Origin of the sequence: Allobosea sp. LjRoot9 (assembly GCF_964252745.1) — a bacterium.
GTDB lineage: Bacteria > Pseudomonadota > Alphaproteobacteria > Rhizobiales > Beijerinckiaceae > Allobosea.
Genome location: NZ_CAXUPC020000001.1, coordinates 701,851 through 726,538, shown reverse-complemented (window position 1 = coordinate 726,538; position 24,688 = coordinate 701,851). Strand labels below are relative to the sequence as shown.

Annotated in this window: 13 protein-coding genes and 1 tRNA gene; 6 read left to right on the top strand and 8 right to left on the bottom strand. The window is 64.9% G+C overall.

Annotation, left to right across the window (positions count from 1 at the left end; all coding sequences use genetic code 11):
* From ACSQ3P_RS03435 to ACSQ3P_RS03420, 4 genes are all read left to right on the top strand, one after another.
* On the top strand, nucleotides 1-876 hold the full coding sequence (locus ACSQ3P_RS03435; RefSeq protein WP_436164235.1) for an FAD binding domain-containing protein: 876 nt from the start codon (nucleotides 1-3) through the stop codon (nucleotides 874-876).
* Entirely contained in the window at nucleotides 873-3,704 is a 2,832-nt protein-coding gene (locus ACSQ3P_RS03430; RefSeq protein ID WP_436164234.1) for a molybdopterin-dependent oxidoreductase, read from the top strand. Before ACSQ3P_RS03435 ends, ACSQ3P_RS03430 begins: the two co-directional genes overlap by 4 nt.
* Nucleotides 3,701-5,233 (top strand): 6-hydroxynicotinate reductase, encoded by a 1,533-nt coding sequence (locus ACSQ3P_RS03425; RefSeq protein WP_436164233.1) that lies wholly within the window; start codon nucleotides 3,701-3,703, stop codon nucleotides 5,231-5,233. Before ACSQ3P_RS03430 ends, ACSQ3P_RS03425 begins: the two co-directional genes overlap by 4 nt.
* Nucleotides 5,234-5,426: 193 nt before the next feature.
* Nucleotides 5,427-6,284, top strand: a complete 858-nt coding sequence (locus ACSQ3P_RS03420) for a UPF0280 family protein (protein WP_436164232.1) — start codon at nucleotides 5,427-5,429, stop codon at nucleotides 6,282-6,284.
* 66 nt (nucleotides 6,285-6,350) lie between these two features.
* Here ACSQ3P_RS03420 and ACSQ3P_RS03415 read toward each other — a convergent pair whose 3' ends face one another.
* The 5 genes from ACSQ3P_RS03415 to ACSQ3P_RS03395 all read right to left on the bottom strand — a co-directional run bounded on the left by ACSQ3P_RS03415 (nucleotide 6,351) and on the right by ACSQ3P_RS03395 (nucleotide 13,105).
* Nucleotides 6,351-7,061, bottom strand: coding sequence for an ABC transporter ATP-binding protein (locus ACSQ3P_RS03415; RefSeq protein WP_436164231.1), 711 nt, complete (start codon nucleotides 7,059-7,061; stop codon nucleotides 6,351-6,353).
* A gap of 1 nt (nucleotide 7,062) precedes the next feature.
* A complete protein-coding gene (locus ACSQ3P_RS03410; protein ID WP_436164230.1) occupies nucleotides 7,063-7,869 on the bottom strand; it encodes an ABC transporter ATP-binding protein in 807 nt (268 codons plus the stop codon).
* Complete coding sequence (locus ACSQ3P_RS03405) at nucleotides 7,866-9,752, bottom strand: ABC transporter permease (RefSeq protein ID WP_436165152.1); 1,887 nt, start codon at nucleotides 9,750-9,752, stop codon at nucleotides 7,866-7,868. The genes ACSQ3P_RS03410 and ACSQ3P_RS03405 overlap by 4 nt, the downstream gene beginning before the upstream one ends.
* A 171-nt stretch (nucleotides 9,753-9,923) precedes the next feature.
* Entirely contained in the window at nucleotides 9,924-11,141 is a 1,218-nt protein-coding gene (locus tag ACSQ3P_RS03400; RefSeq protein WP_436164229.1) for an ABC transporter substrate-binding protein, read from the bottom strand.
* Nucleotides 11,142-11,362: 221 nt separating this feature from the next.
* Nucleotides 11,363-13,105: an ABC transporter ATP-binding protein gene (locus ACSQ3P_RS03395; RefSeq protein WP_436164228.1), complete on the bottom strand. Its 1,743-nt coding sequence runs from the start codon at nucleotides 13,103-13,105 to the stop codon at nucleotides 11,363-11,365.
* Nucleotides 13,106-13,556: 451 nt separating this feature from the next.
* Here ACSQ3P_RS03395 and ACSQ3P_RS03390 point away from each other — a divergent pair.
* A tRNA-Gln gene (locus ACSQ3P_RS03390) sits at nucleotides 13,557-13,630 on the top strand.
* A 57-nt stretch (nucleotides 13,631-13,687) separates the two neighbouring features.
* Here ACSQ3P_RS03390 and ACSQ3P_RS03385 read toward each other — a convergent pair.
* The 3 genes from ACSQ3P_RS03385 to ACSQ3P_RS03375 are packed head-to-tail and all read right to left on the bottom strand — an operon-like array spanning nucleotide 13,688 to nucleotide 22,448.
* Nucleotides 13,688-15,193 (bottom strand): hypothetical protein, encoded by a 1,506-nt coding sequence (locus ACSQ3P_RS03385; protein ID WP_436164227.1) that lies wholly within the window; start codon nucleotides 15,191-15,193, stop codon nucleotides 13,688-13,690.
* Nucleotides 15,190-19,209, bottom strand: a complete 4,020-nt coding sequence (locus tag ACSQ3P_RS03380) for an Eco57I restriction-modification methylase domain-containing protein (protein ID WP_436164226.1) — start codon at nucleotides 19,207-19,209, stop codon at nucleotides 15,190-15,192. The genes ACSQ3P_RS03385 and ACSQ3P_RS03380 overlap by 4 nt, the downstream gene beginning before the upstream one ends.
* Nucleotides 19,206-22,448, bottom strand: a complete 3,243-nt coding sequence (locus tag ACSQ3P_RS03375) for an SNF2-related protein (RefSeq protein WP_436165151.1) — start codon at nucleotides 22,446-22,448, stop codon at nucleotides 19,206-19,208. Before ACSQ3P_RS03375 ends, ACSQ3P_RS03380 begins: the two co-directional genes overlap by 4 nt.
* 358 nt (nucleotides 22,449-22,806) lie before the next feature.
* On the opposite strand from ACSQ3P_RS03375, the gene ACSQ3P_RS03370 reads away from it, so the two are divergent.
* Nucleotides 22,807-24,615, top strand: coding sequence for a DUF262 domain-containing protein (locus ACSQ3P_RS03370; RefSeq protein WP_436164225.1), 1,809 nt, complete (start codon nucleotides 22,807-22,809; stop codon nucleotides 24,613-24,615).
* Nucleotides 24,616-24,688 lie beyond the last annotated feature (73 nt).

Genomic DNA, 24,688 nt, shown 5'->3' with positions numbered 1-24,688 from the left:
ATGACGCGCTATCTTCGCCCCCGGACACTCAATGAGGCTCTGGCGCTCAGAGCCGGCGACGGCCCGCTGACGGTCCTGGCGGGCGGCACCGATGTCTACCCCGTCCGCACCCAGCGCGCCGCCTGGTTCGAGCCCCATAATCGCGATCTGCTCGACCTCAGCCTCATCCCGGAGCTCGCCGGCATCGATCACGGCCCAGACGGCATCCGTATCGGTGCGATGGCGACATGGAGCGCCATCGCCGAGGCCGATGTCCCGCCGGCCTTCGACGCCCTGAAACAGGCAAGCCGGCAGGTCGGCGGCGTCCAGATCCAGAACCGGGCTACGATCGGCGGCAATCTCTGCAACGCTTCGCCGGCCGCTGATGGGGTGCCGCCGCTGCTCGCATTGGAGGCCGACGTCGAGCTCGCCGGACCCGACGGAAGCCGGCGATTGCCGCTCGCCTCATTCGTCCTAGGCAACCGCAAGACCGCACTCGCGCCTGGTGAACTGCTCGTCGCCATCCATGTGCCGGCACAGCCGGCGCAAGCGCGCTCGACTTTCAAAAAACTCGGCGCGCGCGCCTATCTGGTGATCTCGATCGCCTCCGTCGCCATCAATCTCGCCTTGGATGAGCAGGGACGCATCGCTTCGCTGCGGATCGCCGTCGGAGCCTGCGCGGCCGCGCCGCAGCGATTGAGCGGGCTCGAAGCCCGGTTGCTCGGCCAGGTGCCCTCGCCTGCGCTGGCCGGGAGCGTCAGCGCCTCCGATCTCGCTGTGCTGTCGCCGATCGACGATGTCCGCGCCAGCGCCGCCTATCGCCGCGATGCCGCGCTCGTCCTGGTGCGGCGCGCGCTCGCCGGTTTGCTGTCTTCGCCGCTGGAGGTCGCCGCGTGAACGTCCATGATCGCTCCACCCTCAGCGCCTCGGCTCCGGCCACCGAGGGCATCGCCTTCCGGCTCAACGGCGCGAACGTCCATCTGGGCGACGCGCCCGACACCCGGTTGAGCGAAGCGCTGCGCGGGAGCCTCAGCGCCACCGGCACCAAGATCGGCTGCGATGCCGGCGATTGCGGCGCCTGCACGGTCCTGATCGACGGCGCACAGGCCTGCGCCTGCCTGACGCCGATCGGACAGGTGGAAGGCCGCGAGATCATCACCGTCGAAGGCCTGGCGAAGGACGCGCTCGGCTCAGCCCTGCAGAAGGCGTTCCACGCGCATGGCGCGGCCCAATGCGGCATCTGTACGCCCGGCATGCTGATGGCGGGCTATGATCTGCTCAAGCGCCGCCCGCAGCCCAATGAGGCCGAGACGCAGGACGCGCTTGGCGGCGTGCTCTGCCGCTGCACCGGCTATCTCAAGATCGTCGAGGCCGTGCGCGACGCCCATCTTTTCATCGAGCCCGCTCCGATCGCACCTGCCGCGAGCGGTGCCTCCGTCGGCGCGCGCATGACCCGCCTTGACGGAGAGCCCAAGGTCGCCGGCACCGAGATCTATGGCGCCGATGCCGCGCCGGTCGACGCGCTCTGGCTGCGCGCCGTGCGAAGCCCCCACCCCCGCGCGCGTTTCACCCTGGGCGATCTCGACGCCTTCGTCGCAAGCCACCCGGGCCTCGTGCGCATCTTCACCGCGAAGGACGTGCCGGGCGAGAACTCCTTCGGCATCTACCCGCATCTCAAGGACCAGCCGGTCTTCTCCGCAGGCGAAACGCGCTATCGCGGCGAATGCGTGCTCGCCATCGTCGGCGAGAAGGATGCAGTCGAGGCGATCCGGCTGAACGAGTTCCCGATTGCCTGGGAGGCGCTGCCGCCGATGGTCGGCGTCAAGGCGGCGCTGGGCGAGAGCGCCTTCATCCTGCACGACTTCGCCCCCGACAATGTGCTGACACGCGGCCGCGTCGAGCGCGGCGATGTCGAGGCCGGCTTCGCGCAGGCCGCCCATCTCGCCGCAGGCAGCTTCGAGACCGGCTTCGTCGAGCATGCCTATATCGAGCCCGAGGCCGGCTATGCCCGGCGCGTCGGCGACACGATCGAGGTTTTCGCCTGCACCCAGGCGCCCTATATGGACCGCGACGAGGTCGCCCGCGTGCTCGGCCTGAAGCTCGAGGATGTCCGCATCATCCCCTCGGCTTGCGGCGGCGGCTTCGGCGGCAAGCTCGACGTCTCGCTGCAGCCGATGCTGGCGGTCGCGGCCTGGGTCCTCGACCGGCCGGTGCGTTGCGTCTTCGGCCGCATCGAATCGATGATCTCCTCGACCAAGCGCCACCCCTCCTCGATCGAGGCCCGGGCGGCCTGCGACGCACAAGGCCATCTCGTCGCCTTCGCCATGGAAGGCGATTTCGACACCGGCGCCTATTCCTCCTGGGGCCCGACGGTGGCAGGCCGCGTGCCGGTGCATGCGACCGGTCCCTACAAGGTGCCCAATGTCTGCAACCTGTCGCGCGCGGTCTACACCAACGGCCCGCCAGCAGGCGCCTTTCGCGGCTTCGGCGTGCCGCAGGCTGCGATCGCGCAGGAGAGCCTGTTCGACGATCTCGCGACTGCTGCCAGCCTCGATCGGCTGGAGTTCCGCCTGATCAACGCGATCCGCGCCGGCGATACGACACCGACCGGCCAGGTCCTGCAGGCCAGCGCCGGCCTGGCCGAATGCCTGGAGAAGCTCAAACCCCATTGGCAGGCCCTGCTCGCGGATGCGGCGGCCTTCAATGCCAGCGAAGGCCGCACGCGCCGCGGCGTCGGCATCGGCTGCATGTGGTACGGCATCGGCAATACCGGCATGTCGAACCCTTCGACCATGCGGATCACCCTCGACAGGACGGGCCGGCTCACCTTCTGGAATGGCGCGGTCGATATCGGCCAGGGCTCGACCACGGTGCTGACCCAGATCGCGGCCGACGCGCTTGGTCTGCCGGTCGAGGCCTTCACGCTGGTCATCGGCGACACCTTCAAAACCTTCGACGCCGGCAAGACCTCGGCCTCGCGCCAGACCTTCGTCTCAGGCCGTGCCTCTGAGGCCGCCGCCGCCGCGCTGCGCGCCGAGATCCTCCGCCTGACCAATGCGGGTCCGACCGCCGCCCTTAAGCTCGCGGGCACGCAATTGCTGGCCGAGGAGAACGGCGTTATCGCGCGCATCGACCTCGCCGCCCTCCCCGCCAGGGCCGATGGCATCGTCCTGGAGGGCATCGGGAGCTTCGACCCGCCGACCGTGCCCTTGGACGAAAAAGGCCAGGGCATCCCCTACGCCACCTATGGTTTTGCGGCGCAGATCGCCTCGCTCGACGTCGATCTCGATCTCGGCACGATCAAGCTCAACCGCATCGTCGCGGCCCATGATGTCGGCCGCGCGATCAACCCGATGCTGGTCGAGGGCCAGATCCATGGCGGCATCGCCCAGGGCATCGGGCTGGCGCTGCTGGAGGAATACCTGCCCGGCCGCACCGAGAATCTGCACGATTACCTGATCCCGACCGCCGGCGACGTGCCGCCGATCGACATCATCCTGGTCGAGGATGCCGAGCCGCTCGGCCCCTCCGGCGCCAAGGGCATCGGCGAGCCGGCTTTGGTGCCGACCGCACCGGCGATCCTCGGCGCAATCCGCCACGCCACCGGCGTGACGCCCCGGCAGGTGCCGGTGCTGCCGCATCGCTTGTGGGAATTGCTGCGGGCCCAAGACATTGGCGACATGGCTATGGGCGACATGGATATTGGCGAGGAGACTCAGCCATGAACGAACTCAACCCCGTTCCCGCAGTGGATGCGGCGCTCGCCGAACGCTCGCGCAAATTCGGCGCATCAGAGGGCAATGAAGGCATCGTCCGCTGCGACGCCTGCCCGGTCTTGTGCCGGATCAGGCCTGGCCGCTCGGGCGCCTGCTCGCGCTACGCCAATGACAACGGGCTGCTGATCCGCACCGACCCGGTCGTGTTGTTGGCCGAGGCTGTCGAGGTCGGCGGCCCTGTCGTGCCTTTCGCTGAAAACGCTGAGGATTGGGACGGCGGGATCCTGCCGGCGAACCGCGCCTTCGTCACCGGCATCGGCTCGGGCACGACCTATCCCGACTACAAGCCCGCCCCCTTCATCGTCTCCTCGCAGCATGAGGGGGTCGACACCGTCACGGTCGTGACCGAGGGCATCTTTTCGTATTGCGGCGTCAAGGTGAAGATCGACACCGACCGTCATCTCGGCCCGGAGACGGCGGCCGTACGCGCCAATGGCGAGCAGGTCGGCCATGTCACCACGGCCGAATACGGCTCGCAGATGCTCTCGCTCGGCGGCGTGCGCCACCTCACCGGCGGTTCCAAGAAGGAAGGCAACGCCACCTGCGAGGCGATGCTGAAGCTCAGCAATGGCGAGGCGGTCGAACTGACCATCGATGGCGGCCATGGCGTGATCGTGCAGGCCGGCCACGCGCCGATCGTCGACGGCAAGCCGGAGACGCGCATGCGCGTCGGCTGCGGCTCGGCCACCGTCGGCATCTTCGCCAAGCAGTGGCAGGGCCATGTCGACGAGGTCATCGTCGTCGACGACCACATCACCGGCGTGCTGACCGAGCATCAGGCCGGCCGCGTGCTCGACATGAAACCCGCCGGCATTCGCGTGCGCGGGCGCAAATCGACGCCCGGTCGCTATTTCCAGGTCGCCCAGCCCGGCCTCGGCTGGGGCGGCACCGACATCACCGAGCCGCTCTCGATCATCCAGAAGATCGACGCGGGCCTAGCCTGGCCCGGCATGCGCCTGCTGATGACCTCCACGACGGGCGAGGATTCGCTCTATTGCGTGCTCGACGAGAACTTGCTGCCGGTCGAGGCCGAGATGCCGGCGGCAGTGCGGCAGGTCGTCGAGCGCATCGGCGAGAATTGCGAGCCCTCGCTCTGCACCGTGACCTTCATGGCCGGCGCCGGCGGCAGCTTGCGGGCGGGTGTGACTGAGAATCCCGTACTGCTGACGCGCTCGGTTCAATCAGGCACGACGCGGGTCACGATGGGCGGAGCGCCGGTCTATGTTTGGCCCGGCGGCGGCATCACCGTGATGGTCGATGTCCTGCGCATGCCCAAAAACGCCTTCGGCTATGTGCCGACGCCGGCGATCGTCGCGCCGATCGAATTCACCCTGTCGCGCGAACTCTACCTGGCCTCGGGCGGGCATGCCGACGAGATCGTCTCGATGGAAGAGATTTTGCGCGCCCATGGCGGGCAGGCCCGGATCGAGAGCGCGGTGGCGGAGAATCCCTGGCCGCTCCGGCGGGATGTGGGGTAGCACTTCGCGTCATAAGCGCGAGGCTTCCACCTCCGCCACGTCATCCTGGCCGAAGCGAAGCGGAGCGCCGGGATCCATCGTAGAGCCAGGCCCTTTAAAGGATTGGCCCTCCGATGGATCCCAGAGCTGCGCCGCTTACGCGGCTTGTCCAGGATGACGTTGTGTTGACGTAAGAACACATCATGCTCTCATCATGAAAACCCACCGCATCGCCCGCCTGCCCGGCAACCGGCTGCATCTGCAGGAGGGGCCGAGCGACCTCGTCATCGCGGCCTTCGGTCCCAAGCCACGGATCGAGCGGGCCTATGTCGCGGCCGAGGCGCGCTTCGATGGGCTTTTGACCGAGCTCGCCGGCGAATTGCGCCTGCTGCGCCAGCCGCTCGACCATCAGCCGCCCTCACTGAAAGGTGCGACGGCGCAACGCATGGCGCGCGCCTGCTGGGCTTTCCGGTCGCAATACATCACGCCGATGGCGGCGGTCGCCGGTGCGGTGGCGGATACAATCCTCAGCACGATGCTCGCAGCCGAACCCCGGCTCGAGCGCGCCTATGTCAATAATGGCGGCGATATCGCGCTGCATGTCACGCCCGGCCACCCGCTCGACATCGGCGTCGTGCCCTCGCTCGCCCGCGCCCGGCCGGAAGGTTTCCTGCGGCTCGATGCGGCAAGCCACGCGCGGGGCGTCGCGACCAGCGGCTGGCGCGGGCGCTCATTCTCGCTCGGCATCGCCGACGCCGTCACGGTGCTGGCGCGCTCGGCGGCCGAGGCCGACGCAGCCGCGACCGTCATCGCCAATGCGGTCGATGTGAAGGATGTCGCGATTCTCCGCCGGCCGGCGCGTGAACTCGATCCCGACAACGATCTCAGGGAGTTGGCGGTGACGGTTGAAGTGGGGCCGTTGACTCCCACAGCCGTGGCAACGGCGCTGGAGAACGGCGTCAGGGTTGCTGAGACGCTGCTGCGCGAAGGGCTGATCGAGGGCGCCCTGCTGGCACTGGCAGATGAGTGGCGCAGCGTGGGTGGGGCGACCCATCCGTCATTGCGAGCGTAGCGAAGCAATCCAGGAGCCGCCGCGCTCCACGTCCCCCTGGATTGCTTCGCTGTCCTCGCAATGACGTTACACCGACAGATACTGCGTCCTGACCGCCTCGTTGCCCTTCAGCTCGTCCATCGTGCCGGTGAAGCGGATCATGCCCTTTTCGATGATCGCGGCGCGGTCGGCGACATTGCCGGCGAAATGCAGGTTCTGCTCCGAGATCAGCACGGAAAGCCCCTCGGCCTTCAGGGCCAGGATGGTCTTGGCCATCTCCTCGACGATGACCGGCGCCAGCCCCTCTGACGGCTCGTCGAGCAGCACGAGCTTGGGGTTGCCCATCAGGGTCCGCGCGATCGTCAGCATCTGCTGCTCGCCACCCGACATCGCCCCGCCCGGCCGGTCGCGCATGCGGCCGAGATTGGGGAAGAGCGCAAACAGCCGCTCCGGCGTCCAGTGCGGCGCGTCAGAGCGCGCCGGACGCTGCGCGACCGAAAGGTTCTCCATCACGCTGAGTTCGGAGAAGACGCGCCGGTCTTCCGGCACATAGCCGATGCCGAGCCGCGCGATCTCGAAGGGCTCGCGTCCCTGAACCGCCCGACCCTCGAAGACCACGGTCCCCCCAGTTGGAGGCACCAGGCCCATGATCGCCTTCATCGTGGTCGATTTGCCGGCGCCGTTGCGGCCCATCAGCGCCAGCACCTCGCCGCGGTTCATCGTGAAGCCGAGGCCCTGCAGGATATGGGCACGGCCGTAATAGGCGTCGAGACCGACGATTTCGAGTAGCGCACTCACCTTAATGCCCTCCCGAAGTCGCGCCGGAGCCGAGATAGACGGCGCGGACATTGGGGTCGCGCCGCACCTCCTCGGCCGTGCCATGGGCGATCAGCCGGCCGCGATCGAGCACGATGACGCTGTCGGAATGGGTGAAGACGACATCCATGTCGTGCTCGGTGAACAGCACGGCAATGCCCTTGGCAGCAGCGATATCGGCGGTCAGCGCCATCAATGCGATGCGCTCGCGCGGCGCCATGCCGGCGGTCGGCTCGTCCATCAGCAGGAGTTTCGGCTGGTTGGCCAGCGCGACCGCAAGCTCGACGCGCTTGAGATCGCCATAGGCGAGCACGCCGCAGGCTCGGCTCCCTTGTTCCAGCATGCCGACCTGCGCGAGCAGCGCGTCGGCGGCCTCGGCATGGCGGTCGCGGGCGCGCCCGAACGGGCTCCAGATCCCGCCGGCATGGGAGATCAGCGCCATCTGGACGTTCTCGCGCACTGTCATCGAGGTGAAGGTCGCGGTGATCTGGAAGGTGCGGCCGACGCCCATGCGCCAGACCACGCGCGGCTTCATGCCGGTGATCGACCTGCCCGCCAGCAAAACCTCGCCGCCATCGGGCCTGAGCTGGCCGTTGAGCATGTTGAAGCAGGTCGTCTTGCCCGCGCCATTGGGGCCGATCAGCGCCAGCATCGTACCGGCCTGGACGGAGAAGGAGACGCCGTCGACCGCGCGCACACCGCCGAAGGATTTCTGCAGATCGCGCACGACCAGGACCGGATCAAGTGTCGCGGCGGGGATCGCCGCCTGCAATTGCGGGATCGCGTTCATCGTCCGCCCTCCGCTGCGAGCCGGGCAGCAGGCTCAGGCTGCCTTGTCCAGCGCTCGCGCAGCAGCAACGATGCGCCGACCAGCCCGCGCGGGAACAGGATGACGAGCAGCACGATCGAGAGCCCGAGCCCGAAGCGCCAATACATCGTCGCCTTCATCAATTGTTCGCTCAAGCCGGCATAGGCGAAGGCGCCGATGACCGGGCCCGCCACCGTCTGCACGCCGCCGAGCAGCACCATCAGCAGCGCATCGACCGAGCGCGGGATCGCCATATAGGTCGGGAAGACCGAGCCCTTGAAGAAGGCGAAGAGCGCGCCCGCAATGCCCGCGGCAAAAGCCGCGACCGCGAAGGCGACCCATTGGATGCGCATCACGTCGAGGCCGATGGCCTCGGCCCTCAGCGGGTTGTCGCGCCCGGCCCGCAAGGCATAGCCGAGCGGCGAGAAGATCGTCAGGCGCAAGGCGAGGATCGAGAGCACGCAGACGCCGAGCGTGAGATAGTAGAAATTCAGCTTTGAGACGGCCCAGGCCGAGGGCCAGACACCGAGAATGCCGTTGTCGCCGCCGGTCAGCTCGACCCATTGGAAGGCGGTCGCCCAGGCGATCTGCGCGAAGGCGAGCGTCAGCATGGCGAGATAGACGCCCGACAGGCGCACGCAGAACCAGCCGAAGACGACGCCGGCGATACCCGCCAGGAACGGTGCGAAGATCAAAGCGGGCTCCATCGAGGCGCCGAGCCATTTCACCGCCAGCGCCGCGCCATAGGCGCCGAGCCCGAAATAGGCGGCGTGGCCGAAGGAGGCCATGCCGCCCGGCCCCATCATGAAATGCAGCGAGGCCGCAAAGAGCGCGAAGATCACCAGCTCGGTCAGCGTCAGCAGGATGTGGTCTGGTGCAACCAGCGGCGCGAGCACGAGCAGCAGGAGCGCGATCAGCCCGGCAAGCTTGGTCAGCTTGTCGGCCGGCAGCAGTAGCGGCTCGGCCGGGCCATGGCCGCGCGCCCCGCCGATCGGCGCCTTGCCCATCAAACCATAGGGCTTGACCACCAGGACCACCGCCATCACCAGGAAGACCAGCACCAGCGTGATCTTGGGGAAGATCAGGATGCCGAAGGCGTGCAGGATGCCGATCAGCACGGCGGCGAGATAGGCCCCGGTCACGCTGCCCAGGCCGCCTACGACCACGACCACGAAGACCTCGGAGATCATCGATAGGTCCATATGCAGGTTGACCGCCTCGCGCGGCAGCTGCAGCGCGCCGCCAAGGCCTGCCAGCATCGAGCCGAAGGCGAAGACCGAGGTGAAGAGCAGGCGCTGGTTGACGCCGAGCGCGCCGACCATCTCGCGGTCCTGCGTCGCAGCCCGCACCAGCGTGCCCCAGCGCGTCTTCTGGAACAGCAGCCAGAGGATGAGCAGCACCAGCGGCCCAACCGCGATCAGGAAGAGCTCATAAGTCGGGAAGCGGTTATCGAACAGGATGACGAAGCTCTTGAGGCCCGGCGCACGCGGCCCAAGCTTGTCCTCCGGCCCCCAGGTCGCAAGCGCCAGATCCTGCAGCATCAGCACGACGCCGAAGGTTGCGAGCAATTGGAAAAGCTCCGGCGCCTGGTAGATCCGGCGCAAAACCAAGACCTCGATCACGACGCCGAGGAGCCCGACGAGCAGCGCCGCCAGCACGACGCTGCCCCAGAAGCCGAGCGGCTCCGCCGCGCCGAAATAGCTTACGAGCGTCCAGGCGAGATAGGCGCCCAGCATGTAGAGCGAGCCATGCGCGAAATTCACGATGCGCGTGACGCCGAAGATGATCGACAGCCCCGACGCAACGAGAAAGAGCGAGGAGGCCGAGGCCAACCCGTTCAGCGTCTGGGTGAGGATGAGGTCGATCATGCTGAATCCACCTTGAGCCAAAGCTCCGCCGTCATCCCGGACGCAGCGAAGCGGAGATCCGGGATCCATCCTAGAGCTCCGGAGCCTTCCGACGGATCCCGGATCTGCGCCGCTACGCGGCTTGTCCGGGATGACGGAGGTTCATGAGCCAGTTAACCAGAGGTCGCCTCACCCCGCCGGGCGCAGCGTCTTCACCTCGGCGTCACCAGGCAGGTATTTCGCGCCGTCGGCATAGCGCCAATCGACCATCACACCCTTGCCGTCCTTGATCGCGGTCTTGCCGACAAAGGCGCCCAGCGTCGACTGATGGTCGATGGCGCGGTATTCGGCCTGGCCGAAGGCGGAGGCGAATTTCAGGCCTTTCAGCGCATCGACCAGCTTCTCGGTGTCGGTCGAGCCGGCCTTGGCGAGCCCGGCCGCGATCGAGTTCATCGTGTCGAAGCCGACGACAGAGCCGAGACGCGGATAGTCGTTGAACTTGGCCTTGTAGGCGTCGCGGAACTTCACATGTTCCGGCGTCTGGATGTCGGCATGGGGATAGCCGGTGACGATCCAGCCGACAGGCGCTTCCGCGCCGAGCGGATCGAGATATTCAGGCTCGCCGGTCAGCATCGAGACGACCGCCCTGCCCTCGAACAATCCGCGCGTATTGCCCTGGCGGACGAAGTTCGAGAGATCGGCGCCGAAGGTGACGTTGAAGATCGCCTCGGGCTTGGAGGCCTCCAGCGCCTGCACGGTCGCACCCGCATCGATGCGGCCGAGCGCCGGGAACTGCTCGGCGACGAACTCGACATCGGGCTTGGCCTTCTTCAGCAGTTCCTTGAACCACTTCACGCCGGACTGGCCATATTCGTAGTTCGGCGCGACCAGCGCCCATTTCTTGGCCGGGAGCTTGGCGGCTTCCTCGACCAGCATCGCCGCCTGCATGTAGGTGGAGGGGCGCAGGCGGAAGGTGTAGCGGTTGCCCTTGGCCCAGACGATCGCGTCCGAAAGCGGCTCGGAAGCGACATAGAGCCGCTTGTTCTGGGCGGCGAAGTCGGCGATCGCGAGCCCGACATTGGAGAGGAAGCCGCCCGAGAGCAGATCGACCTTCTCGGCGTTGATCAGGTCGCCGGCATGGCGCACCGCGTCTTCCGGCTTGCCGCCATCGTCGCGGAAGATCGTCTCGATCTTGCGCCCGAGCGCACCGCCCGCCGCATTGATCTGCTCCAGCGCCAGCTCCCAGCCCTGGCGATAGGGCTTCAGGAAGGCGGGTTGCGCCGTGTAGCTGTTGATCTCGCCCACCTTGATGGGCCCTGCCCCTTGTGCCCGCACCAGGGCCGGCGCAGCGATCAAGGCAGCGCCGGCGGAGGCGCCGGCTAGAAGTGACCGACGGTCGATCGTCATCGCTGTTCCCCGTTCTGGCCCGGTGGCGAAACGCCCCGATGCTCGTTGACAGATGTCGCATGCCGACGCCGCTGCGTCAGCCTGCATAATCATTTGTGTACCTATGAATTTGAAGAGCCCTAAATCGCTTGTCAACGCCTAAAAAACGTCAGCCTCTGCGCAAGCCGGAGGCAGGTTTCAGAGTCTGTTTCACGCTCCGGACAGGCCGCTCCGGCTGAGCTTCACTCGGTCGCGCCGAGCGACAGGCGCAGCGGCGAGACCTGCGCCTCGTGCAGGGCCTGGTAGGGGCCGCCGGCGCGCACGAGATCCTCATGCCTGCCCTGTTCGGCGATGCCGTCCTCGGTCACCACCACGATGCGGTGAGCATGACGGATGGTGGCGAGCCGATGCGCGATGACCAATGTCGTGCGGCCGCGCGCCAGTTCGCTGAGCGAGGCCTGGATCGCCTGTTCGGTCTCGGTGTCGAGCGCCGAGGTCGCCTCGTCCAGGATCAGGATCGGCGGGTTCTTGAGGAAGATGCGGGCGATGGCGAGGCGCTGCTTCTGCCCGCCCGAGAGCTTGACGCCGCGCTCGCCGACCACGGTGTCGAGCCCGGCGGGCAGATCGGCGATCATCGCGTCGAGCCTGGCGCGGCGCGCAGCCTCGGTGATCTCGGCCTCGGTGGCGTCGAGCCGGCCATAGGCGATGTTCTCGCGGATCGTACCCGCGAACAGGAAGACATCCTGCTGCACGATGCCGATCTGCCTGCGCAAGCCGGCCAGCGTCATCTCGCGGATGTCGATGCCGTCGATACTGATGGCTCCGGAATCGACCTCGTAGAAGCGCGGCAGCAGCGAGAGCAAGGTCGTCTTGCCGGCGCCGGACGGGCCGACGAAGGCGACCGTCTCGCCAGGCGCAATGGCGAGATCGACGCCCGCCAGCACGGGCCGGCCCTTGGCATAGCCGAAGCCGACGCTGGTGAAGCGGATATCGCCTTCGAGCGCCACGGGCACGATCGCGCCCGGCTTGTCCTCGATATCGGGTTGCGTCGCGAGCAGCTCCTGATAGCGCCGGAAACCGGCAATGCCCTTGGGATAGGTCTCGATCACGGCGGCGATCTTGTCGAGCGGGCGGTAGAACACGCCGACCAGCAGCAGGAAGCCGACGAAGCCGCCGATCGTCAGCGAGCCCTGCACGACATACCAGGTGCCTGCCAGCATCACCGCGAGCTGCACCAGCCGCATGCCGAGATAGTTCAGCGCCTGGCTCGCCGCCATGATGCGGTAGGCGTCGAGCTTGGTCGCGCGGTAGAGCTGGTTGTCGCCGGCGAAGAGCGCGCGTTCATGCGCCTCGTTGGCAAAAGCCTGCACCACGCGGATGCCGCCGATATTCTCCTCCAGCCGGGCATTGAACGCGCCGACGCGGCCATATTGCGCCTGCCAGTTGCGTGTCATGCGCCCGCCATAGCGCGCCACGATGAAGCCGGCGAGCGGCACCACCAGCGCCGTCATCAAGGCCAGCTCGACATGGATATAGGCCATCAGCACGAAGGCGCCGAGGAAGGTCATCACCGCGATGAACAGGTCTTCCGGCCCGTGATGGGCAACCTCGCCGATCTCCTCCAGATCCTTGGTGACGCGGGCGACGAGATGGCCGGTCTTCTGCTCGTCATAGAAGCGGAAGGAAAGCTTCTGCAGATGGTCGAAGGCCTGCCGGCGCATCTCGGTCTCGATATTGATGCCGAGCCGGTGCCCCCAATAGGTTACGATCGCCATCAGCCCGGAATTGACCGTGTAGATCAGCAGGAGCCCCGCCCCCGCCATGAGAATCAAGGGCCAGTCGCCACGCGGCAGCAGAATGTCGACGAATCCCCTCACCGCCAGCGGAAAGCACAGTTCGAGCAGGCCGGAGATCACGGCGCAGCCAAAATCGACGAGGAACAGCGTCCGATGCGGGCGATAATAGGTCAGGAAGGCGCGTAGCATGGCGCTCTCATAGCAGTTTGCGCCCGGCTTGTGCCCGGTTTTTCCAGCCGGGCCGGCATGCCGGAACAAAGGTCATGGCCTGCTTGAACTGCCTCTTTAGCGCCCAGCCCATTCCGAATATGACAGAATGGCGCATTTATAGGCAGGAAGATTAAATTAGGGACAGCCATGCTGTCCCTTTCCGCTTGTGCAGGGCCAAGGGAAGCCCTATCTCTTGTGCACCGCAGCAGAGATGCTGTGTCGCCCTCCTTGGGCGTTTCCTCCCTAGACTTCGGGCTGCGCTTCGGCGTAGCCCTTTTTTCTTTTGGGGCTATACGCGGCGCATTCAGCTGCGCGAAGGCCACGACAATCTGTCGTCGCCGCGGATCATCCACAACCTCGCATTCTGCACTTGCCATCCGGGCTCGGTTTGATTAGACCCCGGCTCACCAACGCGAACGCACCGCGCCGTTGGGGGATCGTCTAACGGTAGGACCCCAGACTCTGACTCTGGTTGTCTAGGTTCGAATCCTAGTCCCCCAGCCACTTTTCGGTGGCTACGTTACTTAAGTCCCTGAGATTGGTCCGGCACCAGTTAGACGATTAGGGATAGATCTTGCCGCAGGCTCGCCCAACTTCGCGTACAGCTGCGATCGCTGCGTGAACGTCCGCTGCTGGGATGGGGTTTGCGGGATCGTGCGAGAGCGGGTTCAAGACGAAGCGCTTATGCGCACCCAAATCTGCCAGTGCCTTCAGTCTGGGTGCGTCGTTTGCAACATGCGCCTTCGCGGCGGCAAGCAACGTGTTCAGATCGGGTCTTCTATCATCCTCGAAGTATGGAAATTTGACGGATCTCTTGGCGCAGAATTTTTTCAGAATTAGCTCGCAAGCGGAGCGGGCATAGTTGCAGGCGGCTGCCGGGTGGTTGTCCGCGATAAACGCCTCAGCCTGAACAAGTGTTGCCTCTGCCATGTCGACGGCTACGCCGCGAATGTATGGCGTCATTAGGCCGTCGCCGTCGAATCGTTCGTAGATCTCTGCCGCTTTCCAGCCGTTCGTGAGCTGTTCGCGTGCAAGTTGGAACCAGTAGCGGTCATGGGTCAGCAAGATGATCTGCCAGTCGGCGAAAAGGTCCAGGATTAAATCGAGGACCGGCCTCCGGTGGGTGGCATCTAGGCTGATCAGCAGGTCATCCATGACCAAGAGTTTCAGCCGGTCGCGTCCCGGCGGCACACAGACCAGCCGCGCAGCCAGATAGACGGCGATGGCCAACGCTGTCTGGCGGCCCTCGTTCAAGAAATTCTGCGGCGCTTTCGGCTGGTGCGTGCGGACGCGGACGGAGGCGGTTAACGGCTGGCGGTCGATCGCACGATCAGGCACGCGGTAGGTCATCGGCGGGAACACAAAACCGATAAATTCCATGGGATCGGCGCCCAGCACGTCAAGCAGGCGGCGGAGCAGCGTCCGCACCTCAGGCTCCAGCCGGTCCAGAGCCTGGCGCATCCCCTCGTTGAAGCGAGCGCAGGCCGCTTCCATGGTCCTGACGTAGTTTTTCGCTCGGCGCGAGCCGCTCCCCGTCGTCACGCGCGCAGTGAAGGCGGTGTTGACGTCCGCCCACAGCTCGCCGACCGAACGACGGATGCCGCCATCCATGGTGGCGTCGAAGTCGCTGATCAGGCTTTCCAGCATGGTCTGGAATAGGTCCAGTGGTTCGTCCCGCTTGCCGGGATTGTAAACCAGCTCTCGCAGCGCCGTATGCGTCAGGAAGCACGAGCGGCGCGCGATATCAGTCACCTCGGCGGTGGGATGGCCGCCCTCCGACCAGGTCAGCACTACGTCATCGGTCAGCGTGATACAGACGCTTGGCGCCGGCGGGGCTGAGAAGACGTTGTGCAGATCGGCGATGGGCGGCGGCGATACCGAGAACAAATCTCGCAGCGCCCGATACAGCGACGATTTGCCAGCGCCGTTCTCGCCGAACACAAGCAGGCTGCAGCCATCCTCGCCTAGGTCGAGCACGCCGGGATGGCCCTTGGGAAAAGCACGGATATCGGTGACCACGATCCGCTTGAGGCGCGGCGCAATGGGCGGCGCGGCGGGATCGTTCATGTGCGTCCTTCGATGATGCGGACGGGTTCGAGCGACTGAAGGGCGAAGAGGGTACGGTGGAGCGCGCTTTCGGGGTCGGAGAGGGTGCTAGACCAATCCTCAGCGGCGCGGGCGAGAGTCGGGCCGGTCCGAGTTGAGAGGGCCGGTAGTCCGGCATCGCGGGCGGCGGCAAAGGGAGAGCCGGCGGCAGCGACCTCAACAGGGAAAAACAGTTCGTAGACGAAGGCGTTGAGTAGCGATTCCAGCGACGCGCGCGGCTGCGCTCCAGCGAGGATGGCGTCGACGACTGTGGTGATCAGGGCTTCCTGTTCGGGAGTGGGGTTTGGGATCGGGATCGTACCTGAGTAGCGAGGCTCGAAGTCGAGGAAGCCGCCCTGTTTGGCAGCAAATGTCTGTCGCGCAAACCAGTCCGCCACCGAGGAGTTTACGACCGCAGCCGCGAGGCTCACCGAGGGCGGGATGTAGATCGTCGACTTGTTGTTGCTGAAGTAACCTTCAAGGTCAGGCGCAGACTCGGAGCGACCGACGATAGCCGCCACGACAATCTTAGGCTCCTCGAAGGCAGCCCAGTACGCGCAGCTTCGGAGTTCCCAGAAATAGTGGCCTTGGTCGGAGCGGGCCATCAGCGGCGCCCGCATCCCTTCTGCGATCCACCAGGCGTAGATCGCCGGATGATGGGCAGCGAAGATGCGCTCCGCGTCGGCATCAGGCTTGCCCTTCCACGGGTGATCGGCGTTCTCCGATGAGGGAATCTTGATCAGCCACTTGTCAGCTGGCTCCACCGCCCAGCGCTTCACGTCTCGTCCTCGCAAGAAAGGTTTGATGATCTCATCGCACATCGGATCGGCGGCGATCAGTGCGGCGCGTTTGGTGCCGTCAATGACAAAGGCTTCATTTAACCCGGTCAGGATGCCGCGATAAAACCGGCCGTTGCACCAGTCTCCCAGTGGGCGGCCTGCGCCACGGAGACGGGCGAGAAGTTCGCGCTTGCCCTGGGGTTCCAGCTGCCACCCGGACGGTAGCAGCGTCGTCTGCGGCATGGCGAAAGCCTCCGCCGCGAACCGGGCAGGGAAGCCGTCAGGCGCTTCGCCTGGCGTCCAGTTTAGCGCGCGGAACGTCTCGTTAGACCCGGGCGCGCGCCGCATCGTACGCTTCTGCGCCACCACGATGGTCGGATAGGCAATGGCTTCGAACACCTCGGCGTCGCCGAAGTCGATCACCGCAAGCAGCCGCGTCTCTGCGCTCAGCCAAGCCCGTAGCTTCGCCCCATACCCGGCACGATACCATTTGTTGGATGTGATGAAGGCGATCACCCCGCCTGGCTTTAGCAGCCTCACGCTGCGCTCATAAAAATAGACGTAGAGGTCAGCCGTGCCCCCGAACGTAGCGTAGTCGGCCCGCAGCTTCGCCTTGGGATTGGCAGGTAGATCGTCCACCCGATAATCCTCGATCTTCTCCTGCCGGACGTATGGCGGATTGGCGAGGACGATGTCGAAGCCCGCGCCCTGATGATCGCCCAGCCCGAACATCCACTCTGGGTCGAAGAAACGCGCAGCTGCGTTGGCATCGAATGGATCCCAGGCCGCCAAAGCACGCGCGTCCTCCGCCGGGAAGCCGGAGGCGGCGAGCAGCGTCCCCAGCGCCTCGCGGATTTCCAGGATGCGCTTCCTCGCCGCCCGCTTGGAGCGGCGGTTGCGGGCCGAGAAGAAGGCTGCGTTCACCTCCTGCCGCTCCGCCTCCAGCGCCCCGATGGCCGGATCGCGCAACTGGCCCTGGCCAGAGGCAACCAACCCCAATGCGTTGGCGGCGACGAATTTCATCTCGAGGTTCGGCAAGGGCGTGACGCCGCGGTTGGGCTTGGTGTCGTCTACCGCCTGCTCCACCGCCAGCGCGATGAAGCAGCGCAGCTTGGCGATTTGGACGGCGATGGGCTGAATATCGACGCCGTGCAGGCACCCCTCGATCAGGTAGAGCTTGCGGGCATAATCGGCGGCACCGGTATCGAAGCTCGCGTCGAAGGTGGAAAGCTTCTCGTGGGCGTCACGCACCCGGTCAGCCCGCTCGTGCAAGGCGGGCGTGCGTTCGGCGGCGGCTAGCGCCTGTTCCAGCGGCTCGCGGTTACGAGCACACCACTTGGCGCCGGTTGGGTCGAGCCGGCTCAGCACGTGGACCAGCTTCTGAAGTAGGCCCAGTGGAAACGCGCCCGAGCCAACCGCTGGGTCGATGGCGCGGCATCGCTCGATTGCCGCTACCAGCTCGTCGACCTCCGCGTCGGTGAATACGGGCGCCGTCTTCGCATAGCTCAGCAGATCGCGCAGGCGCTCGTCGGTCTCGCTCTCGCCAGTCAAGGTGGAGACCGACGTTGCGGGACGCTCCAGGTCCAGTTCGCCGGGAGCGGGGCCAAAATCGAGGCCCGGAGTGCGGGGGAGCAGGCCGCTCGCCGGTATGGGCTTCAGCACCGGAGCCAGATAGGCGACCAGCGCCTCATCGACCATGAAGTCGACCACTTCGCGCGGCGTGTAGAAGCTCCCCGATTTGTTGCGCGCCGTGGTCTTGGTGTCCTCGTTGTAGGAGGCGAGCAGGTTCTCGAAGACCTTGCCCAAGAGCTCGGGGTCGAGCGCCGCCTCCTCCTCCAGAGGCGTATTCTCCTCGACAGTGAATTTGTAGCGCTCGAACAGGTCGATAAGGCCGGGGACGCTGCGGGTAGTGCGCTTGCCGTAATAGGCCGACAGGTCGGCGTCTGGCTGGCCGCCGAAGAACAGCCGGTTTGGAAGGCGAGGCTGGCGCACTGGCTCCTCTGAGAAGCCATCCACGCGCAGCACGCGGCCGCGTCCTTCCATCGTGGCCCGGTCAGCGCGTGGATCGCCGGACTTGATCTCCACGTCCAGGCAGTCGAATAGGCCCCCGTTCAGGAAGGGCACACGGGCGAACTGCGCCAGCGCCGCATCGGCGTCAGCGAACATCGCGCGCTGACGCAGCTTGCTGTGGACGAGATAGGCGGTGGTCCCACCCGAGCTGTCACGCGGCAGCCAGCCCCGTTCGTCCATCTCGGTGTTCAGGCAGGCGAAGAACAGGTTTTGCAGCACGGCGAGGTAATAGCCGTTGGCGTCAGGGTGGGTGTGCGGTGGCTCGACCAAGAGGTCGCGAAGTGCCTGCTCTTCGAAGAGCTCAGCGGGGACGAGGTCCTTTTGCTTGACGAACCAGACGAACATCAGCCGGGTCAGCAGACGGATCAGGCCGATTTGGCGCTCGCCGTCCCCATTTCCCTGGCCAGGCGGGAAGACAACCACGCCCTCGCCGCTGGCCCAAGCGAACCAGTCGGCCAGATCCCGATAGAAGCGCTTGTTCAGCTCCGAGGCTGACAGCACGGTCAACCAGCGGTCATAGAGGCTGCGGAAGTCTGCGGGAGCTGGACGCAGGCTCGCCAGCGTTAGATCGGCGAGGATATCGAGATGGGCGCGATGCGGCCTCGCGAGGTCGATGTCCTTGACCAGACTGATCCGTCCGCCGACTACGTCACGCGTTGCGTCGCGTCGGTTGCGCCGTCGGTCGATGACCGCCAGCGTGGCGTGGTTGCCATGGCGGAACAGGATGATCGCGGGCATGGCGAAGCCGCGGTTCAGCTCGCGCGTGATCCCGACAAGTTCTCGTCGCGTCCAAGTACGGTCCTGGAGGTCGAGAGCGAGGAAGACAAAGCTGTCGATGTCGCGGTCACGGTATTCGCCCGACGTGGCCGGAGCGCTGCCCCGTGCCAGCGCCGGCAACTCGTCGCCTGTGACCTGGAAGACGACATCCAGAGCGCGCCACGCGGCGATGCCACCGAACGAGGTGAATCGGGCCGGATCGACGCCGACCGCCTCCAGCAGCGCGGCTGGCGCGCCCCCGGTGTCCAGAGTCTTGGGACTGTGATAGCCGAGCGCGCGCAATAACTCGCAGGTGCCCTCGACATATCCGGAGGTCTTCAGCGCGGACAGGGCAACGCCTATCTGGGCGCGGCGTTGGGCAGTGTGGCTCATACTGCGTTCCCATCGCCCGGCCGCACGATCAGCCATGTGATTAGCTCGTACTCCGAGTCGGTGCGCGCCTGAGCCGCGCCATCCGCCAGCCTCGCGCCCCGTCCGGCCGCCAGGCCCGCGGCCGCCCGGGCCGCGTAGGCCAGTCCGATGTCAGCAACGGCGGCAGCGGCCAAGGCATTGTAGCGCTCCATGACCTCGCCGTGTCGCGTCTCGGCGTCGAATGCATGGCACAGCGCCTCGAACGGCTCGGCTCGGCCGGCGCATAACGCCGCCATCGCTCTCAGCACCGATTTTGGCTGCGAGAAGCCGTGCCGCACGAGGCCGTCATCGCCGAGGTAAACGAGGTAGAAGGGCTCTAGGGGGTTGACCATCGCCTCGGCCGGCGGCCCTTTGCGACGCAGGCAGAAGATGATGCCGGGATCGAGGACGCCGGACTCAGTCACAGCGGGCGCTAGTCCGTGCAAGCCCAGGGGGGCGTCCCGGAGAGCGTCGGCGTTGGTGCGGGCGAAGTTCAGCAGATCGGCGCGGAATTCGTCGAGTGTGAACTCCGCCAGACCGACGCCTTCGCGAACCTCTTCGAGGTCGAAAACCTCGGTCTGGAGCCGACGAAGCTGCTCGTCACGCCAGTGCGTTTCGCCCTCTGCCGCGTCGCGCGCATCGGCAAGCAGATTATCGTCGCCAGTGGCCGAGAGGTCGACCAACGCCATGCGCGATTCCACGCGATCCTTGAGGTTCAGATATCGATTCAGGTCGTCGGTGGGCCAGAAGTTGACCATCCGCACCGTCTCCGCCTGGGCACCGATCCGGTCAATGCGCCCGAACCGCTGGATCAGACGCACAGGATTCCAATGGATGTCGACATTCACGAGCATGTCGGCGTCCTGCAGGTTCTGCCCCTCCGAGATGCAGTCCGTGGCGATCAGGAGATCGATCTCCTCGCTAGGCATGCCTCGCATTGCGGCCCGCTTCTTCGATCGCGGTGCGAAGTTGGCGAGGACGTCTTGAAAGCGTGCCCGGCCGATTGATGCAGCGCTTCCGTCGCCAGTGACCAGTCCAACATGCAGGCCTTTGGACCGCGCGACGGGCTCCAGTTCGCGGTGCAAATAACGGGCTGTGTCGGAGAACGCGGTGAACAGGATGATTTTGCGGTTGGGCGAGCCGTCGCGGTTACGCGAAGGCGATCCTGCTTTTTCCAGCACCAGCGCCTTGATGCGCTCAAGCTTCGCGTCGCGTGCCGGGATAACGGCGGCGGCGGCAGCGGCAAGGCCCGCCACGCGATCGCGATCCCTGCGCAGGGCGGTCTCCCAATCACCGATGTTCACGTGGCGCAGATCATATTTCAGTCTGCCGCCGACCTCGAATGCTGCTGCAAGGTCATCGTCGCCGTCTATTTCATCGTCGAGCGAAACGCTCGCCGTGGCGGCCACTGACGCATGGTTGGCTTGAAAGGCGGTCAATTCCGCCAAGCGAGCGTCAATGCGGTCGACCATTCGGCCCATCGTCAACCCGAACGAATTGACCGAACTCTCCAGCCGCTTAAGGAAACCGACCTTCATCATCGCGATGAGGTACCGTTCCCGGTTGTCTTGGTCGAAACCGACGGTGCGTCGATCCCGTTCGTCGTATCGTGCGCGGTGCTCGCGACGCACGAACGCGAAAGGATTGTAGAGAGCGAGGTTCAACCCGCTGATTTCCGCATCGATGGCTTCGAACGACGGAAACTCGCTGGCGAGGTCGATTCCAGGCGCGAGCGACATCGGACGCTCGCGCGCAGGGAAACGGCCGATCACATCCAACGCATCGGCATAGTGGCGTTCGATATGGCGGCGGGATCGCGCGATTGAGACGCCATCGAGCAGGCTAGTGAATGCGGGAGGCAGCGATTGCATCAGCGCCGCCGTATCCCGCCCGCCTGCCTTGCTCCAGGCCTTGAAGCGCTGCCGCGCTTGACCGATCAGCGCAGCAAGGTTCGGAGCTCCGAGCGATTGAAAAGCATCGGGCCGATCTTTGGCGATCAGGTCAAGCTGAGCCTTAAGGTCAACGAGATCGTTGTTCACGGGCGTCGCGGACAGCATGAGAACCTTTGTGGGGTTTCCCGCGCTGATCACGTCGTCGAGCAGCCGCTTGTAGCGTCCCCCTGCGGCGTTCCGGAAGGTATGCGACTCGTCAATGACCACCAGATCAAAACTGCCCCAGTTGATGCGCGACAGATCGATGTCGCCGACCCGCCCCGCGTCTCGGCCCAGGTCTGTATGCGACAAGACGATATAGGCGAGACGGTCGCTATGAAGGGGATTGAGGTCAGAGTTGTTGCCAGCGAGATATTCGGTCCAATTTTCCCGAAGTTTCTTAGGGCAGAGCACCAAGACGCGCTGGTTGCGCAGCTCATACCACTTGATGACGGCCAGCGCGGTGAGTGTCTTGCCCAGGCCAACCGAGTCCGCCAAGACGCATCCGCCGTAACGGTTCAGCTTGCTAAGTACGGCTCGAACGCCATCCCGCTGGAACGCGTACAGCATTTTCCAAACTGCCGTTTCGGTGAAGGCCAACTTTCCAAGGCGATCCTCCTCGGCGGCCTGATCCGAAAGGTAGTCCTGGAACAGGTGAAATAGGGTCTTGTGGTAGATAAATTCGGGGCTGTTATGGGCTCCAAGCTGTTCAAGACGTTGAATAACTTCGTTTTTTACATCAGCGGTCAGCGTGTCGTCATTCCATAGTTCGTTGAACCAGATCAGCAGATCGTGGCGATCCCGGTCGCTATCGACGACCAAGTTTAGCTCTATATTTGGCCGTCGGGCAAAGCCCAGCCCTTTCACCGTGAAGTTCGAACTTCCAACGAGAGCGTGCTCGCGAGCGCCATCGTGCACATGGATCATCTTGCCGTGCATGAGTCCCGCTTGACGGATCGAACGCACCTCGCCGCACCGCCGAATCCATTCCGCACACTGCCTGGCCGTGGCGCGCTGTCGGAGTTGATCTACAAGCGCCAACCCGGTTTCGGTCAGCGCGAAGGCGGGGGGGACAAGCGACTTAGCGTCGACGCTCGATAGGAAGCGAGGCTCTCCGAAAAGTAGCCGGACCGCGCCAGCTTGGTCCAAAACGGGCTTGAGACATCCGTATGCTGAGCTGGTGAAATATGCGGAGACAATGCTCAGTTTGCTGTCGGCAAGAACCCGATCTTTGATGAACTCTGAGGCTGAACCCCGTTCGCGATTGTCGCGGATGCTGGTGATAGGCATCGTCACTGGCGCTTTTCTCCCCTCGGCGCCAACGCGCAGGAATCATATCATACGGGTTGAGTAGGTGTCGGCAAAGCGGTCACGGAGAACGCGATGTGCACCGCGAATGAAGACGCGGCGTCCGCTCGATTGCCCTGGATGCCGTCGGAGAGTTTCAGAATATCAGGCGGAGGACTGGTATCTGCCGCCGATTGGCAACGATAGAGACCAATTGCAGGCTTTGGGCTGACAACCCTATCTCTCTTTTCGAAGCGAGCGCGAGAAGCCCGCAGGCCAATAGCCTGACTATTTGCGCACTTTCTAGTTGCAGGAGGCTGGTGGTAAGCCGGGGACGTACTGGGCAAATCCGGAGGTCGAATTGTCATATGCTTCGTCGACGGTTGGGCGTGTTCTCGACCAGATCAATCGTTCGTTCTTCCTGCCCGCGATCCAGCGCCCTTATGTCTGGCAGCCGGACCAGATCATCGCGCTTTTCGACTCGCTGCTGAAGGGCTACCCGATCTCATCCTTCCTGTTTTGGGAAATCCGCCCTGAAAAGCGTAGTGATTGGGAGATCTATCGCTTCATCGAGAATTTCCGGTTCGGTGACATCCACAACGAGATGGCCGAGCCCGATGGCCGCGACGTCGTACTCGTCCTCGACGGACAGCAGCGGCTCACCTCGCTGCTGATCGGCCTGCGGGGCACCTACACCGTCAAGGAGAAATACCGTAGGCGGCACAACCCCGACGCCTGGAGCAAGCAGCGCCTTTATCTCGATCTGCTCAAAGATCCCTCAACGGAGGGTGACGACGAGGACCGGGAGGAACTCGGAGTCACTTACGGCCTTCGCTTCTTCGAGCAGGAACCGAAGAGCGATGGCGACCATCTCTGGTTCAAGGTCGGCCGGATCCTCGATTGCACGAGCGATGACGCTTTCGACAAGCTGCGCGACGAGATGACAGATCGCCTGCCGGATACGGCCACGCGGGGTCAGGAACGGATCCTGACGCGCAACCTGGATCGGCTTTACCGGACCGTCTGGAAGGACGGCGTCATCGCCTACTACACCGAGAAGGACCAGTCCTACGACAGGGTCCTGGACATCTTCATCCGAGCCAATGACGGCGGCACGAAGCTCAGCAAGTCGGATTTGCTGCTGTCGATGATTACGTCGAAATGGGAAGGTATCAGCGCGAGGCAGGAGATCTATGACTTCGTCGACCACCTGAACGATGGGCTCGACCGGCGAAACGAGATCGACAAGGACTTCGTGATGAAGTCGTGCCTGGTGCTGTCCGACCTCGACCAGCGCTACAAGGTCGGCAACTTTACGACGGGCAACCTCAAACTGATCGAGGGCAACTGGAGGCGCATCAAGGCGAGCCTTGAGGCGACAATGCGGCTGGTGAACCGCTTCGGTATCGACCAGGAGACGCTGACATCGCTGAATGCCCTGCTCCCGATAGCCTACTATCTCTTCCGTATCGACCGGGGCAGTCTGGATGGGTCGACGCCATTTGAAGCGGCTAACGCCAAGCGCATCCATCATTGGCTGCTTGGCAGCCTGCTGAATGGGGTGTTTGGCGGCAGCTCGGACCGCACGATCGGCACTGCGCGGGCCGTCGTCCAAGAGTCGTTACGCTCCGGCGAGGACTTTCCGTATAGGTCGCTCGTGACGGGCCTTGCGACACGGGGGCGGGCGACAGACTTCGACGACAACAACATCGAGGGCGTGCTCGAAACGGCCTACGGCAAAAGAACCTGCTTCCTGGCTCTGTCCCTCCTCTACGACGCCCATTCCTGGGGCACGACGCCTCATCATATCGATCATATTATCCCCCGTTCCCTGGCTGACCGTAAGGCGCTGATGGCGCGCAACCTGCCGGAATCGCTTATCCAGAAGATCCTGGGCAGCGTGAATCGCCTGGGGAATCTCCAGATTCTGCTTGGGCGTGAAAATCTGGAAAAGAGCAACATCCCTTTCAGCGACTGGATTGGAACGCGCGATCGCGAGTTCCTAGACCGTCACCTGATCCCTAGGAATCCCGTGCTTTGGGACGTGACGAAGCTGCCTGAGTTTGTCGAGGCGCGCGAGGAGCTGATCCGGCAGCGCTTGCGGCGGCTGGACATCGACCCTGCCGGGGTGGCAATGGAACATCCATTGGAGCTAGCCGTGGGAAACTGATTGGCGGTGGCGCGGCGCCTTCTGGAGCCGTCGCCACCGCTGCCCAAAAGGCGCCGAGACCCGCCGTTCCCGC